This is a genomic window from Mucilaginibacter flavus (genome assembly GCF_030409315.1).
GTDB lineage: Bacteria > Bacteroidota > Bacteroidia > Sphingobacteriales > Sphingobacteriaceae > Mucilaginibacter > Mucilaginibacter flavus.
Genome location: NZ_JAUFPS010000008.1, coordinates 1 through 15,053, shown reverse-complemented (window position 1 = coordinate 15,053; position 15,053 = coordinate 1). Strand labels below are relative to the sequence as shown.

Genomic DNA, 15,053 nt, shown 5'->3' with positions numbered 1-15,053 from the left:
GGTTTCCAATTATTTACAGATAGTACCCCTCTCTAAAACTTCCTAAATATCTCCACCAAACTCTTCGCGATAATGGCATCGCCGCTATCAGAAGGGTGCAAACCATCATAGGTTAATGCCATGGCCTCTTTAGGATATGGATGATCATCTGTTTTGTTAAAAGGCACATCAATAAAATCAGGGTATTTATAATCGGTGTATTGGCCGGTAGTCGGGGCTTTCAGGCGTTTAAATTTTACCAGTTTATCTAACGTTAAAGCTTTGTTATGATAAAGGTTATCAACCGGGATGTGCTCATACTGACCGATGGAGTCTATCGCTGCGCAAACGGCTTGTAAGGTTTGTCCATTTTTGGGACGGTAGGAGCCATAGGCTGTATTGTTTTTATCAAACAGGTAAACAAAATCTACACGTTGCATAGGTGCTACAAGCACAATTTTGGCTTCGGGGTTTAAAGCGCGTAGTTTGTTGATGATAACGCGGAACGAGCCGTAAATGGTGGCGTTGCCCGTGTTATTTTTATAATTTTCAAACGTGCCTATTGGCCTGCCCTGCCACCAATCGTTAGTGCCTAAAAAAACGCTGTAAATATCTGCCCTGGTTAGGCCTAAGCTATCTATCTTGTTGGCTATACCGCCGGATGTCCAGCCGTTATAGCCTTTGTTGATGTAATGGATATAAGGTAATTTCTCGGTTACCTGGGTAAGATAACCTTTGTTTAGGCGATAATCGGTTTCGTTGAGGTGGTCGTTAAGATAGGTGATGGAATCACCGATGGCAACCCATGTTAAATCTTTATGTTTAAAGGATGTTAACATGCAAATTACGAGCAAAAGAAACGGTGTTTTTTTCATAGAGTTGAAGCGCATTTTCATTTGTTATTTTACACTTAAAAGGTACGGTTTTGACGGCGTTTCGGGATAAAACCCAAAGCGTTTTTTTGGGCGTTGTTTTTTCTTATGGAGACACGTTATATGTGTCACATGAAAAAATTACTATTGAAATAGCAGGATATTATCCTAATCTTACTGATAATTAACATTATAACTACAAAAAGCCCGGCTTTTTATTTGTAACAAAACCCGCTATTATTAAAAATTTAACACTATGCTTCTCTTTTCTGTATTATTTTTATATAAATTTAGCATTAAATTTAAAAAGTTGTGAATGCTGTAACGGTAGATGATAACGGCCTGGCTATTCTGCTAAAGAATGGTGATGCTACCGCATTTACCGAAATTTACAACTGCTACTGGGATAAGCTGTACTATATTGCTTATAAGCTACTTAAAGATACCAATGCCGCCGAGGAGATTGTGCAGGATGTATTTTTAAACCTCTGGAAAAATAAAGAGGGGCTTGAAATACAATCGCTTACCAGCTACCTGGCCGCCATGACCCGCTACAGTGTTTTTCACTACCTGGCCAAAGAAAAAAAGAGCCGCGTTAAAGAAGAAAAGCTGGGTCAGATCAATGAAGGGGCGGTTGCCGATTTTAATGTGGATCATAAAATATTGTTGCAGATAGTAACCGAACTATCCAACAAATTGCCCGAAAAATGCCGCCTGGTTTTCCAATACAATAAACTGCATGATCAGCCGCTGTCCGAAGTTGCCCGCAACCTCAATATTTCCCAAAAAACCGCCGAAGGTCATTTGACCAAAGCCCTCCGGGTGATTCGCGACAGTTTAGGTGCTACGCCTGGAGAGTTTTTGTTGCTGATGATAGCGGTGATGATGTCAAAGAAGTAAAGCGTTTAAGACTCACCCGGCTACGCTTCGCTGGCCACCCTCTCTTCGCTTCGCGGAAAGAGGGGTTTGAACATTTATTAACTTTCTTCTATATACAATATTTAATCGTCCTTTGTCCGAACTCTCCGGATTGGCATAATCTATTTGATTTGCGTGCGTGAAACGAATAGGGCTGTTTTAGTATCGAAAACCCGATGATTTTTAAACAACTGTTTGTTTGTCAGTATTTTGTAGTGGAATCAAAACTTTTCAAACCCCTCTTTCCGGCGAAGCCGAAGAGAGGGTGGCGGGCGCAGCCTCGCCGGGTGAGTCTTCTACGTTTCACAACCGTCAACCATACATTATTCTGCCAAAATAAATTTTACAATTTATTTTAATTACCACCAAGGGTAATTGCCTATAAGTATACTCTATACTTATAAATACACGAAATTATATCCATATGGATAAGGACCAGGTTAAGTTATTGGCAAAAAAATACATGGAAGGCACCGCTTCGGCAGAGGAGCAGGCATTGCTTAACCAATGGTATGATGCCGTTCATCAGCATGAAGATGAACCATTGCTTGTTGATAACCACCAATCGGCAGAGGAAGTAAAGCAACGCATTTTTGATAGCCTGCAGCAAAAGCTGCAAATAGAGTCTGCTACAGGCCATACACGTAAAACTAAGTATGTTGTACTTAAACGTTTAACCCAGGTGGCTGCCGCCGCGGCGGTTGTGGCCATTGGCTTTTTTGTTTTTAAACCAGCCGATAAGCCTATTGCTCCTAAGGTGGCGCAAAACCAGGTGGTTAATGTACCTGTAAACCGGGTGCTGCACATTACGCTTCCCGATGGATCGAGGGTATGGCTTAAGGCCGCTTCCGTTTTCAGGTATCCTAAAAGTTTTGATGGTAAAACCCGTTTGGTTGAGCTGGTTGAAGGGCGCGCCTTTTTTGATATTAAGCACCAGAGCGATCATCCGTTTGTGGTAAAAACCAAAAATCTGGATGTAAATGTACTGGGTACCTCTTTTGATGTAAGCAGTTATAAAAAGGAGGGCAAAACCCGGGTAAGCGTGGTTACAGGCAAGGTGGGCATCACGATGCCCGACAGCAAAGATAAAAAAGCTATTTTCCTGCTGCCAAGGCAAGCTATAGTATTAAACTATGCTACGCATCATGTGGTGAAAGAAATCGTAAATCAGCCTGTTACCGCATGGTGTAAAAACAATACTGTATTTGAACAGGAAAAACTGGAAAACGTATTTAAAGCCCTGGAGAAGGAATACAATACCACTATCACTATAGAAAATAAGAAACTGCTTGACGAGCGCATATCCATTGTTGTGGGCAGCCAGCATTTAGATTCCATTATACAGGTACTCAGTTATACTAAACATTTTAAATATCAAATTGCCAATGATAGCACAGTAGTGATCAAATAACCACCAACCCATATTTCCTTTTTAGCAGCTAAGGAGGAAAAAAAACCGGGGACATGATGCCCCCGGAATTTTGTTTAGCCACTGCATACATGCTTGAGACCCATAGGCAGCCGGCTTTAGTTTAACTCATTAAACCATACACAAATATGATAAATTTTTACGGCAAACCATTGCCCATACTTAGAAAATGCATGCGCATTTCAACAATTATAATAGGCATCCAGGTGTGTTGCTCTTCTATCCTGATGGCCACGGGCATAAAGGCCCAGGAAATGAACCTTAACCTTGTAAATGCAAGCGTAAAACAGGTTTTTAAACGGATTGAACAACAGGCAAAAGTATCGTTCGTTTATGACGATCAGATCCTTAACAATTTGCCGGCACTTACCCTCAACGTAAAAAATACACAACTGCCCCTGGTTTTAAAACAACTGCAGGATAAAACCCAGCTGCAGTTTAAAATTGTAGGCAATTATATTGGCGTAGCGCAAAACCTGGCGCAAATTCCGCAGCTTGCACCTGGTCAGGCCGAAAATAATGCTGTAAGTATAAAAATTGGCGGTACCGTGCGCGATGCTACAGGCCAGCCTATTATAGGTGTTAACGTTACCGTAAAAGGTACCAAAACAGGTACGCAAACCAATGTGAACGGTAAATTTACCATCGATGTCAATATTGGCGATGTGTTGGTGTTTAACTACTTAGGTTATGTGCATAAAGAGGTAACCATCAACTCGCCCGAGGCTTTATCGGTTGTATTGGCCGAAGATTCGCAGCAATTGGGCGAGGTTGTGGTAACCGCCCTGGGTATCAAAAAAGAGCGTAAAGCTTTAGGTTACTCGGTAACCGAGGTTAAAGGCGATGAACTTACCCAGGCCCGTGAGCCAAACGTGATCAACTCGCTTGAAGGCAAAGTAGCCGGCTTAAACGTAAGCCCTACAGCCGGTGGTCCGGGTTCTTCATCAAACGTAATTATCCGTGGTGTATCCAGCTTATCGCAAACTACCCAGCCATTATATGTAATTAATGGTGTGCCTATGGAAAACTCGCCAAACTCGGCAATGGGCAGCCAGTATGATAACCAGCCGGATTTGGGCGATGCCGTAGGTAACCTAAACCCAGATGACATCGAAACCATATCTGTACTGAAAGGTGCCGCGGCATCGGCATTGTACGGCTACCGTGGTAAAGCGGGTGTTATATTAATTACCACCAAAAGCGGTAAAGACAGCGGTATTGAGTTTAACTCAAACTTTGTTACCGAAAATGTTATCAACCCAACCAACTGGCAATATGTTTATGGTAATGGTGCCAATGGCGTTAAACCAGCTACCAAAAATGATGCTTTCCAGGCAGGTCAGTCAAGCTGGGGTGGTAAGTTAGATGGATCGAGCGTAATCCAGTTTGATGGCGTATCGCGCCCTTACACTGCATATAAAGATAACCTCACCAACTTTTTCCGCAGTGGTACATCGGCAACAAACACTATTGCTTTTAACAAAAGCTTTACAGGTGGTTCGGTACGTTTTTCTGCAAGCGATTTGCATAACGATGCCATCACCCCAAATTCTGGCTTAAACAGGCAAACATTTAACTTAACAGGTAACTATAACATTACCAAAAACTTAAGTTTAGATGTGCGCAATAACTATATTTTAGAGCAAGCCCATAACAGGCCGTTCCTGAGCGATGGACCAGGTAACTCCAACTACAACGTTACCTTTTTGCCAACCAGCTTAGATGTACGCACCCTTAAAAAAGCTACTAATGCTGATGGTACCGAATACGGTTACTCGGCAAACGCTTATGCTACTAACCCATACTTCGCGGCCGAAAAGTTCATTAACAATACCACCCGCGAACGTTTAATATCATCGGCAAGCTTACGCTATAATTTTGATAGCGGCTATTTCATTCAAGGCCGTGCAGGCAGGGATGCTTATAACGATAGGTATACCGCGGTAGTGCCAACAGGTACAGCATATCGTCCAACCGGTTCTATCACCGAAAACACTACCAATTTTTACGATATCAATGCCGACGTATTATTGGGCAAAACCTTCAAAATAAAAGATTTTACCATTGCCCCTAACATTGGCGGTAGCTACAGGCATACCAAATCAGAACTTTTTGGTCTTAATGGCAGCAACTTCGCGGTACCTTACGTTTATGTAATCACCAACGCGCAGCAGCAATCAACCCCAACCTATACGCCGTCTGATCAAAAAGTACAATCAATTTATGGTACTTTGGAGTTAGATTATAAAACCTACCTGTACATCACCGGATCGGTACGTAACGACTGGTTTAGCACGCTGGCTACTCCGGGCACTACCAACCCGTTAAACAAAGTATATCCATCGATAACAGGCTCATTTGTATTCTCGGAATTATGGCAACCAAGCTGGTTAAGCTTTGGTAAAGTACGTGCAGGTTATGCAAAAGTTGGCCAGGCTACAAATCCTTACCAAACACAATTGGCCTATGGTTTTAACAGCGCTTCGCTTAACGGTAACCAATTGGGTATTATATCAAACTTAAATATACCAAACAGTGGCCTGGTTGCTTCAATAGCTACCGAGCTTGAAATTGGTACCGAGTTACGTTTGTTTAAAGATCGCTTAAGTTTAGATGTTACCTGGTATAACAAAAATTCAAAAGACGAGATTGTTTATGCTCCTGCATCAGTAACATCTGGTTATGGCGGCGCGGTATTAAACTACGGCCAGTTGCGCAACCGTGGTGTTGAAGCCCTGATAGGCGGCTACCCGGTTAAAACCAGGGACTTTAGCTGGAATGCATCATTAAACGGATCAATCAATAATAACACCGTGGTATCATTAGCTGCCGGCCAAACATCGGCCCCGGTATCTACCTCACGCAGTGGTGTTGGTTTTACCCAAAACATAGTAGGTAAACCAATTGACCAGATCATGGCATTTGATTACAAACGTGATGCTACCGGCGCTATTGTTAAAGATGCTTCGGGCGTGCCTGTACAGGGCGATCTGAAAGCTTACGGATCTGCCTACGGCAAATGGACTGCCGGCTTTACCAACACTTTTACCTACAAAAGGTTAAATTTCTCGTTCCTGATTGATGGTAAATTTGGCGGCAAAATATTCTCGGCTACCGATTATTATGGTTATGTATTGGGCTTACACCAGGCAACATTGGTTAACCGCGATGCTTTGGGCAACCAGGCTTCGGCTTACTATGGTACACTGGCCAATAACGTATCGAGCCTGTTTGTACAGGATGCCAGCTTTATCAAATTCCGCCAGGCAACGCTTGGGTATTCATTCCCGGGTAAAATGTTTAACAACGTAATTAAAGGCGCTACACTTAGCCTGGTTGGCCGTAACCTGTTTTACATCCACAAGAAAACAGACAACATCGACCCCGAATCGACCTATAGCTTAAACGCTGCCGGTTTGGAGCTTGGTGGTGTACCGCCAACCCGTACGTTTGGTTTAAACCTGAGTGTTAAATTATAATCAACAATTACTAATCTTATTAAGATGAAAAAAATATATAAATACCCGGCAGTGATGCTTGTGGCGCTGTTGATTTGTTCGGCAGGGTGCAGAAAGGATTTCGAAAAAACCAATACCAACCCATCTACCTATAACCAGAGTACCTTTAACCCTAACTATGTATTAACCAGCGCGCAGCTGGGCTATACCGGTAGTACCGATTTTAGCTACGATACCTGGCGCGGAAATTTAATTTACTGCTCAACCATGATGCAGGGCTTCAGTACCGTTATTGGTTACTGGGCCGGCGATAAATACATGCTTAACGCGGGCTACACCGCCGCTTACTGGGGCTTTTCGGCTGGTACACCTACCGGCGGCGACGGTGCCTACCCAGAGCAGGTGCGCCCTATTGTTGATGTAGTACAATCAACAGATGGTAAACCGGCTTACGCCAACCTGCACCAGATTGCCCGCATTATGCGCGCCCTGATATTTGAACGCATTACCGATTTATATGGCGATGTGCCTTACTCACAGGCAGGCTTAGGTTATTACGATAAAAACTATTTCCCTAAGTACGATTCGCAGCAATCCATTTATACCGATATGCTGAAGGAAGTAACCGCGGCTACCGCTGCATTAAACCCAAGTGGTGATATTCCTACCGGTGATGTAATGTACCACGGCGATATTGCCAAATGGCAGCGCTTTGGCAACACTTTAATTTTACGTTTAGCTATGCGTTTAAGCAAGGTTGACCCGGCTACAGCCAAAACCTACGTTACCCAGGTGCTTGGTAAAACCATGAGCAGCAATGCAGATAATGCTTATATTTTAGGCGATGCATCTGGCGGTCGTACAACTATTAACCGTAACAGCCAGATCCTTTTGGGCGATGGTGGGCAGGAAAACTTTTATGTACGCTGGTCAAAAACTTTTATCGACCTGCTTAAAAACAGCAACGACCCACGTTTAAGCGCCGTAGCGGTAACCAACCTGTATGTTGATGACGCTACCAAAAATCAAAACCCTAACGCCAACTCAAGCGCGGCAGTGCAAAAAGGTATGCCAAACGGTAAAGATCTTAGCGCTTCGCCAACGCTGGCTATCTACTCAGATCCAAGCTTTAGCGGTTTTACCAATTACTCATCGCCAGCACCGGCGCTGATTAAAAGAAACGGACCAACATTCGTACTAACTTATGCCGAATCTGAATTGTTATTAGCAGATGCAGCCGAGCGTTTTGGCATAGCAGGCAGCGCGGCTACCCATTATCATGATGGCGTTAAAGCAGCTATAACCTATTTGAGCCAGTATGATGCCGCTGCAACCGTAAGTGATGCCGCTGCAGAAACTTACCTTACCGCACACCCATACAACCAGGCCGATGGTTTAAACCAGATTAATACTCAATACTGGTTGTTGAGTAACACCATGCTTGATTTTTACGAATCATGGGCCAACTGGCGCAGGTCGGGCTACCCGGTATTAACCCCGGTAAACTACCCTGGTAATGCTACAAACGCTACCATACCACGCCGTTTCCCTTACCCGGTTATTGAGGCAGGTACCAACACCATCAATTATAATGCGGCACACAACGCCGTACCAGGTGGCGATTTGTTAACCTCTCGCGTTTGGTGGGATAAACAATAATAAGTTCATTATACAATTAAAAAAGCTGCCTCCGACAAGGCAGCTTTTTTTGTTGATACGCGATATTTGCGTCTCCTGCATGCAAATTTACCACATAAATTGGTTTTGCAAATTTGGACAGTTTAGCAGCAGATGAAATTTACTGCGTTTTTAAGAAGCTGTTTAAAAATGAATAAGGAAAACTACTATATCCCCAACGTCATTATAAGGTACAAAGCAATCCCCGACTGTTCAGGGCGGATTTGCTTAGTCGATCTGTCTTTTTGGGGATTGCTTCGTTCCTACCCATGACGTTTTGTAAAAAAAGTTTGTCATCCTGAGGAACGAAGGATCTTCTTCGCCATGCTAATTGCAGACTTTTATAGCGAAGAAGATTCTTCGTTCCTCAGAATGACAGGGTGTAGAAGGTAGTTCTTACGTCATCCCCACCTTCAAAGTCCGCCGGATTTTATAACTCGCAATGACGGCTTTATGTCTTTTTAACCGGCTGCTACAAAAAAGAATAACCAAAGGATATATTGAGAGATAAAGCCTCACAAAAAAGCCTCCTGGCGATAACCGGGAGGCTTAAATATTTATGGACGCGGAGGCGTTGGCAAATGCAGCGGATTTGGCGGTGCAGGTGGGCGTGGCGGTAGTTTAATATGGAATCTTCTGTGTCTGCTTACTCGCCTGTGGCGTCTTCTGAATGGATTGGGTGGCGCAGGCGGGCGTGGCGGCGGTGGCGGAAGCCTGATCTGCGTAACAGAAGCAGGGGCAGCTACCAATTCTGCGGCATCGGCTTGTATGCTGTCAAAGCCAATTACGGCTAAGGCGGCAAGGGTGATAATTTTGGTTAATTTCATGATGTATAGTTCAATTTTAAGAGATTCATATGCAATAACTTTAAAATGCGATAATTGTTTACTCCGGCTTCTTAAATAATATGTCGTAATAAAAATCGGCGGCGAATTGCGCGGCCTGCAACCATCGTTTTTGCGTTGGTTTGCCTGCATCAAAAAACGGATTAAAGTGGCGCTGCAATTCGTGCCCAAAACCATCAAATACTTTAACGGCGTTGGGGATATGCAGGGAGTCGGCTGTTTTGTGGATAGTTATGCTGCCGTACATACCAGTATCCACTCTTACCGGGTTTAGTATCCTATCATGCGACCCGTAGGCGCTTACAATGGGTACTTTGGCATTTTTAAGCCAGCGAAAATCCAATATACCGCCCCAAAAGTTAATGATGCCGGCAATTTTGGCCTTATCATCGGGCTTCAAAAGCGCGGTTGAATCCACCACGCCTGTACGGCGCGATAGCTCGGCATTACTGCTGTAGGCAGCCTGCAACGCTATAATGCCACCGGCCGAGTTACCCGCCAGTATTATTTTATTGGGATCGATGCCGTATTCTGCGTGATGTTCTTTGAAATAATTTACCGCCATTTTAGCATCCTGCACGGCGTAGTAGCAGCTTTTTTGCAACTCATCAAAATGAAAAACCGGGTTCTTTTTGCTAAGGCGATAATTGATGGCCGCGCAAACGTAGCCGCGTTCGGCAAAATCCTTGCTCCAGATCTTGATACCCTTAGCTGTTTTTGAGCCGTATTTAAAACCACCGCCATGCATCCATATAATGAGTGGGCGGGCTGCGGAATGATCGCCCTTGGGTTGGTAAAGATCAAACAGGTAGGAAACTTTATCGTCGGCTGTAGCTTTTGAATTGTAACTGAGATCAGATTTGACTTCAACATTAGGAAAAACATGATCCTTATATTGATGAACTGCCGGGCTTTGTGCCTTTGCAAATGGTATGCTGAACAGGAAAATAAGTATGATAGATGCTGATTTATACATGCGTAGTGTTTGTTGTATATACGTTACAACTAACCTTAACAGATGTTTGGAAATAGACAAGAGCTTAAAGGTGTGCCAGCTTTTTTTGATCGGTCAGTTCGGGAAATCGTTTTAGCAAATCTTTTAGTTTTGGATTCACTATATTCCTGCAAAACGGTTTAGCACTATCCTTGTAGTAATAATTGAGGTATTGTTCGTCATTGAGTTTAAAAGATTGAAAGGGAATTACTGTAGTAACAATCGATTTGGTAAATTCCTTTTGCAATTGTGTTATCGCAGCTTTCGCGATCATTTCCTGGTCGTCATCAAAAATATAAATTGCAGACCGGTACTTTGCCCGCATACTATGCATGGAAGTACAGCTATGTGTGTATAAATGAACCGCGATAAGCATCGGCAAGGAAATAATATCTTCATCATAGGCAACAATTACCGCTTCCGAAAATGAAGAGGCATCGCCATTTGACGCGATCCAGCCCTGATCTACCTGTAGCACGCCTTTTAATGATAAAAATATTGCTTCTGTACACCAGTGGCAACTACCGCCAAAGCCAATTTTGCTCATATGATTATTGCTGAATATATAGCACAACTAACCTTACAAGATGTTTGTGTTAGTTACGACCAAAAGACGGGAAAGATTTTGATGGTTTTTGTGTGCCCAGAACGAGATTCGAACTCGTACATCCTTACGAATGCCACCCCCTCAAGATGGTGCGTCTACCAATTTCGCCACCTGGGCATTTTTTAGATTTGAGATGTTAGATTTGAGATATGAGAAAAAAGAATCTATATCTTAAGCTTAATCCCGATAAGAGATCTTGAAATGTGAGGCGAGAAAACAATCTCAAATCTCACATCTCAATTCTCAAATCTTTAACCGGCGTGCCCGAAGAGAGACTCGAACTCTCAAGAGACAATTCTCAACGGCTTCTGAGACCGCAACGTTTACCAATTTCGCCATCCGGGCGTGTTATTTTATTAACAAGCGTGCAAATATAAACGTTTCTGCCAAATAGCAATCTAATAAATATAAAAATTGGGCATTAGTTGTTAATTGTCTCAGTATGGGTTAATTTAGAATTTACTTAATTATTGTTACTCAATTCATGAAACGTATTTACCGGCTTATTTTCAGTGTTTTAATGTTTTTTCCTTTTGTTTTAAAAGCGCAAACCATAACCATTTTGCAACAGGATAAACCTACCAGTATTCGCGGATTATCAGTTGTGAATGATAAAACAGCCTGGATCAGCGGCAGCAAAGGCCATATTGCAGTTACCAATGATGGCGGTAAAACCTGGGATTGGCAGCAAGTGAAAGGTTATGAAAAGGCCGATTTCAGGGATATTGAAGCATTTAATGATAAAGAAGCCGTAATTATGAGCTCCGGCACGCCGGCCCTGGTTTTAAAAACTATTGATGGTGGTAAAAGCTGGCAGGAAAAACTGCGTAAAACGGATAGCATTTACTTTTTTGATGCCATGGATTTTGCCGACGCTAAGCACGGTTATATTTTAGGCGACCCGATAAAGAACAAATTTCTGCTGATGGAAACCAAAGACGCCGGCGAAACCTGGGCAGAAATGCAAAACGCGCCCTATGCCATACCCGGCGAAGCTGCTTTTGCAGCAAGTGGTACCTGCCTAAGGGTTAATAAAGATTTAGGTGTTGTAATAGCGAGTGGAGGCACAGTAGCCCGTTTTTTACAACTGTGCAACTGCGATAATCCTCAATGGCAAACAAAACCTTTCCCTATTGCGCAAGGTGCGGGTAGCAAGGGTTCCTTTTCCATATCGGATGACTTGATGGTTGCCGTAGGAGGGAACTACTCCAAAGATAAAATAGCCGACTCGGTGATTTGCCGATACGATAAAAAGACGGCTAAATACGAGGTTTTACCTGCGGGCGCTACCGGGTTTCAATCATGCGTTGAGCGGGTTTGGGACAGGGTTTATTTATCAACAGGGACATCGGGCAGCAGCATATCAACAGAGCTTGGTAAGTCCTGGCGCAAGATTGATGCTACCAGTTTTAACGTTTGCCGTAAAGCAAAACACGGAAAACTTGTTTTGTTGGCAGGCGACCGGGGTAAAATAGCCATATTTAAAATATAGTTTATTGGCAATTAATAGCTTAACAAATACTTTACAATTAATTGCAAAAAGCACTTGCATGGTATTGTAAATCGCCCTATATTTGCACCACTTTAAACGGAAGCGCTAACAGTAGCGAAAAAGTTTAAAGAATGATTCCGTAGCTCAGCTGGTAGAGCATAACACTTTTAATGTTGGGGTCCTGGGTTCGAATCCCAGCGGGATCACGAAAAGCCTTTGAAAGAAGGCTTTTCTTTTTACAAATAACAAATGAATCTCTTGAAAACAGAGCCGGCAACAATGCCAGTAAAGTTTAAAGAATGATTCCGTAGCTCAGCTGGTAGAGCATAACACTTTTAATGTTGGGGTCCTGGGTTCGAATCCCAGCGGGATCACAAAGACCTGAAAGACGGTCACTGATTAAAGCTAAAAGGCGCATGAAAATGCGCCTTTTCTGTTTAAAATGCATTTTTGGCCACTCTGCAGAAAAAATAAACAAATCATTTCAAATCATTTCAGATCAAACCAACTGGTGCCCTATTTGAATTGGGCACCAGTCTGTTTATCTTTAGGGCACCAGTTCGGCAATCAAAGTATTGTACGACAATGGTTTATGGCAACAATTGAGTTTTCGGAGTCCCGCTAAACAAATTGTTCACCAAAGTTCATTGAAATGAAAAACCATCAGAAATTAACGTTGCTATTCTGGCACCGTAAATCTAAAGCAGACGCTAAGGGATATGCGCCTGTTATTTGCAGAATCAGTATCGAGGGTGAAGAACCCGAAGAACTTGCCATCGGCAGGAAAGTCCACATCAACAATTGGGACATTGAAAACAAAATTGCTAAAGGCAGCAGTTTAGAGAAAAAGACGAATTTAAAGATCAGCGAAGTTGCGGTGGATCTTAACAGGGAGTTTACAATACTCCAAGCCGGGTATGACCACATTACTCCCTTAATGGTTAAGAATGTTTACAACGGTTTACCGCCAAAATTAAGCAAAGGATTGCCTAAGCCGGAAGCTAAAATAATACCTACCCTGCTTCAGGTTACTGACCTGCATATCTCCAACTTCAAAAAGATGGTAGATAAAAAGCTGAGATCAGGAGAAACCTTAAAACAATGGAACGCGACACGAAAGAAGATTGAGGAATTTTTAGTTACACATTTTAGAATAAAGGATATGGATTTGGAGGCGATTGATTATTCCTTCGCCGTTAAATTCTATAATTATTTAACTATCGACCGGGAAAAGGTTTTGGGAGAAGCGGCGGCTAAGAAACAGATAAAGAATACCAAGGAGATATTAACGTTTGCTGAAACAAGTACGTGGATTCTCAAAAACCCAATCATTAAGTTTAAATGCGGAGGTGATGAAACAGATATTCCGCCATTGGAATATTTCGAAGTAGAGCGAATTTGGAATAAGGAAATAACTATACAAAGGCTTGCTGAAGTTCGTGATGCGTTTATTTTTCAATGCTTCACAGGCTTCGCATTTCAGGACGTATTTGCGTTAACTACTGAAAATATAATCCGGGTAGGCATTATAGGTGAACGTTGGTTAATTAAAGACAGAGGTAAAACCGGAGTGAGTGAGACAGTACCTATCCTGCCAATTATAGACGAACTTATCGAAAAATACAAGTACCACCTCTGCCGTAAGGACAAAGGCTTACTGATTCCTGTAAACAGTAACGCGCGATACAATGGTTACCTAAAAGAGCTCGCGGTGATCTGTGGTATCAACCGGGAATTGAACACTCACCTGGCAAGGCACACGTTTGCAGATATCATGTTAAATATTATGGAGTTTTCGCTGGAGGAAGTGAGTAAGATGCTTGGTCACAAGACCACGAGGACCACTCAGAGATATGCGAAGGTGAAAAGAAATAAGATCAGTAAAACCCTGGCGCGGGTTAAAGGAATTGTGTTTACCGCCGACGGGCAATTGAGGAAAATTGCCTGCTAAGTCATCTTATTAATAATAGAGAGCCATGAAAGATCAAATTATACCTGATGAAGTTATCACAAATAAGATCTACGTAATACGGGGACAAAAAGTAATGTTAGACAGAGATTTAGCCCAATTATATGGAACGGAAACGAAAAAACTAAAGCAACAAGTAAAACGCAATATGAATAGGTTTCCAGCCCACTATATGTTTGAGCTATCAAATGAAGAAAATGAAATCTTAAGGTCACAAAATGTGACCTTAAGACATGGTGAGCATTCAAAATATCTACCGTATGTTTTTACTGAACACGGGATTTTAATGTTATCCAATGTATTAAAAAGTGAATATGCCGTTGCCGTTAGCATACGTATTATAGATATTTTTGTGAAACTTAGAGAAACGTTTGCGGATCAAACAGAAATATGGTTACAAATAGAACGAATCAAGGGCAAACTGGATAACCAGGACAAGAGCATGGAAATTGTATTTCGTTATCTTGATGAACTTTCGGATCGTATCCCAAAGCAACCGGAAATTAGCCCGAGAAAAAGAATTGGCTACAAACCGTAGGATCAATAGCAAATTGGAGGGGAATGTATTAGCTTAAGTTGCGGTATTCTGCAAACAACCATTCTATATGATCGGATAGTGCTTGCCTGACAACGACCTCGTCATCCCCCTCCTTTACCTGTAATCCATTTTCTGACAAAACAATTTCACGGTTGTCACTAAGCTCCATCGCCAGATCAGCGAAGGTATTAGATTGTATATTATGGAGATGTTGACCACCCTGTTCCGGGCCAAATTGACCACTGGGTTAGCTGACTTTTGAGTTGCAGCAAATG

At 42.5% G+C, this 15,053-nt stretch carries 11 protein-coding genes and 4 tRNA genes; 9 read left to right on the top strand and 6 right to left on the bottom strand.

Going from position 1 to position 15,053, the window contains the following annotated elements:
- Positions 1-32 precede the first annotated feature (32 nt).
- Positions 33-818, bottom strand: a complete 786-nt coding sequence (locus QWZ17_RS02230) for an SGNH/GDSL hydrolase family protein (RefSeq protein WP_290303244.1) — start codon at positions 816-818, stop codon at positions 33-35.
- Between the two features lie 345 nt (positions 819-1,163).
- Here QWZ17_RS02230 and QWZ17_RS02225 point away from each other — a divergent pair, with 345 nt between their 5' ends.
- The 4 genes from QWZ17_RS02225 (at position 1,164) to QWZ17_RS02210 (ending at position 8,315) form a co-directional block, all read left to right on the top strand.
- Positions 1,164-1,751: a sigma-70 family RNA polymerase sigma factor gene (locus tag QWZ17_RS02225; protein ID WP_290303243.1), complete on the top strand. Its 588-nt coding sequence runs from the start codon at positions 1,164-1,166 to the stop codon at positions 1,749-1,751.
- A gap of 442 nt (positions 1,752-2,193) precedes the next feature.
- The gene (locus QWZ17_RS02220; protein ID WP_290303242.1) at positions 2,194-3,180 is read left to right on the top strand and encodes a FecR family protein; all 987 of its coding nucleotides are present in this window, start codon (positions 2,194-2,196) and stop codon (positions 3,178-3,180) included.
- 146 nt (positions 3,181-3,326) lie between these two features.
- Positions 3,327-6,677 (top strand): SusC/RagA family TonB-linked outer membrane protein, encoded by a 3,351-nt coding sequence (locus tag QWZ17_RS02215; protein ID WP_290303241.1) that lies wholly within the window; start codon positions 3,327-3,329, stop codon positions 6,675-6,677.
- Between the two features lie 24 nt (positions 6,678-6,701).
- Entirely contained in the window at positions 6,702-8,315 is a 1,614-nt protein-coding gene (locus QWZ17_RS02210; protein ID WP_290303240.1) for a SusD/RagB family nutrient-binding outer membrane lipoprotein, read from the top strand.
- 575 nt (positions 8,316-8,890) lie between these two features.
- On the opposite strand, the gene QWZ17_RS02205 is transcribed toward QWZ17_RS02210, so the two are convergent.
- The 5 genes from QWZ17_RS02205 to QWZ17_RS02185 all read right to left on the bottom strand — a co-directional run bounded on the left by QWZ17_RS02205 (position 8,891) and on the right by QWZ17_RS02185 (position 11,124).
- Positions 8,891-9,160 carry a hypothetical protein gene (locus tag QWZ17_RS02205; protein ID WP_290303239.1) on the bottom strand — a complete coding sequence of 90 codons (270 nt, stop codon included), beginning with the start codon at positions 9,158-9,160 and terminating at the stop codon, positions 8,891-8,893.
- 58 nt (positions 9,161-9,218) lie between these two features.
- Positions 9,219-10,154 (bottom strand): alpha/beta hydrolase, encoded by a 936-nt coding sequence (locus QWZ17_RS02200; RefSeq protein ID WP_290303238.1) that lies wholly within the window; start codon positions 10,152-10,154, stop codon positions 9,219-9,221.
- Between the two features lie 64 nt (positions 10,155-10,218).
- Positions 10,219-10,719 carry a peptide-methionine (S)-S-oxide reductase gene (locus QWZ17_RS02195; RefSeq protein WP_290303237.1) on the bottom strand — a complete coding sequence of 167 codons (501 nt, stop codon included), beginning with the start codon at positions 10,717-10,719 and terminating at the stop codon, positions 10,219-10,221.
- A 93-nt stretch (positions 10,720-10,812) separates the two neighbouring features.
- Positions 10,813-10,896: transfer RNA gene (locus QWZ17_RS02190), tRNA-Leu, on the bottom strand.
- A 144-nt stretch (positions 10,897-11,040) separates the two neighbouring features.
- A tRNA-Leu gene (locus QWZ17_RS02185) sits at positions 11,041-11,124 on the bottom strand.
- A 139-nt stretch (positions 11,125-11,263) separates the two neighbouring features.
- Here QWZ17_RS02185 and QWZ17_RS02180 point away from each other — a divergent pair.
- The 5 genes from QWZ17_RS02180 (at position 11,264) to QWZ17_RS02160 (ending at position 14,778) form a co-directional block, all read left to right on the top strand.
- Positions 11,264-12,271, top strand: coding sequence for a WD40/YVTN/BNR-like repeat-containing protein (locus QWZ17_RS02180; RefSeq protein ID WP_290303235.1), 1,008 nt, complete (start codon positions 11,264-11,266; stop codon positions 12,269-12,271).
- 133 nt (positions 12,272-12,404) lie between these two features.
- Positions 12,405-12,477, top strand: a tRNA-Lys gene (locus tag QWZ17_RS02175).
- A 95-nt stretch (positions 12,478-12,572) separates the two neighbouring features.
- A tRNA-Lys gene (locus QWZ17_RS02170) sits at positions 12,573-12,645 on the top strand.
- A 278-nt stretch (positions 12,646-12,923) separates the two neighbouring features.
- Positions 12,924-14,222 carry a site-specific integrase gene (locus QWZ17_RS02165; RefSeq protein WP_290303234.1) on the top strand — a complete coding sequence of 433 codons (1,299 nt, stop codon included), beginning with the start codon at positions 12,924-12,926 and terminating at the stop codon, positions 14,220-14,222.
- Positions 14,223-14,247: 25 nt separating this feature from the next.
- Entirely contained in the window at positions 14,248-14,778 is a 531-nt protein-coding gene (locus QWZ17_RS02160) for an ORF6N domain-containing protein (RefSeq protein ID WP_290303232.1), read from the top strand.
- The last annotated feature ends 275 nt before the right edge of the window (positions 14,779-15,053 follow it).

Coding starts and splice junctions, on each gene's coding strand:
- QWZ17_RS02230 (WP_290303244.1), bottom strand. CDS start 818: ATGTTAACATCCTTTAAACATAAAGATTTAACATGGGTTGCCATCGGT.
- QWZ17_RS02220 (WP_290303242.1), top strand. CDS start 2,194: ATGGATAAGGACCAGGTTAAGTTATTGGCAAAAAAATACATGGAAGGC.
- QWZ17_RS02215 (WP_290303241.1), top strand. CDS start 3,327: ATGATAAATTTTTACGGCAAACCATTGCCCATACTTAGAAAATGCATG.
- QWZ17_RS02210 (WP_290303240.1), top strand. CDS start 6,702: ATGAAAAAAATATATAAATACCCGGCAGTGATGCTTGTGGCGCTGTTG.
- QWZ17_RS02205 (WP_290303239.1), bottom strand. CDS start 9,160: ATGAAATTAACCAAAATTATCACCCTTGCCGCCTTAGCCGTAATTGGC.
- QWZ17_RS02200 (WP_290303238.1), bottom strand. CDS start 10,154: ATGTATAAATCAGCATCTATCATACTTATTTTCCTGTTCAGCATACCA.
- QWZ17_RS02195 (WP_290303237.1), bottom strand. CDS start 10,719: ATGAGCAAAATTGGCTTTGGCGGTAGTTGCCACTGGTGTACAGAAGCA.
- QWZ17_RS02180 (WP_290303235.1), top strand. CDS start 11,264: ATGAAACGTATTTACCGGCTTATTTTCAGTGTTTTAATGTTTTTTCCT.
- QWZ17_RS02165 (WP_290303234.1), top strand. CDS start 12,924: ATGAAAAACCATCAGAAATTAACGTTGCTATTCTGGCACCGTAAATCT.
- QWZ17_RS02160 (WP_290303232.1), top strand. CDS start 14,248: ATGAAAGATCAAATTATACCTGATGAAGTTATCACAAATAAGATCTAC.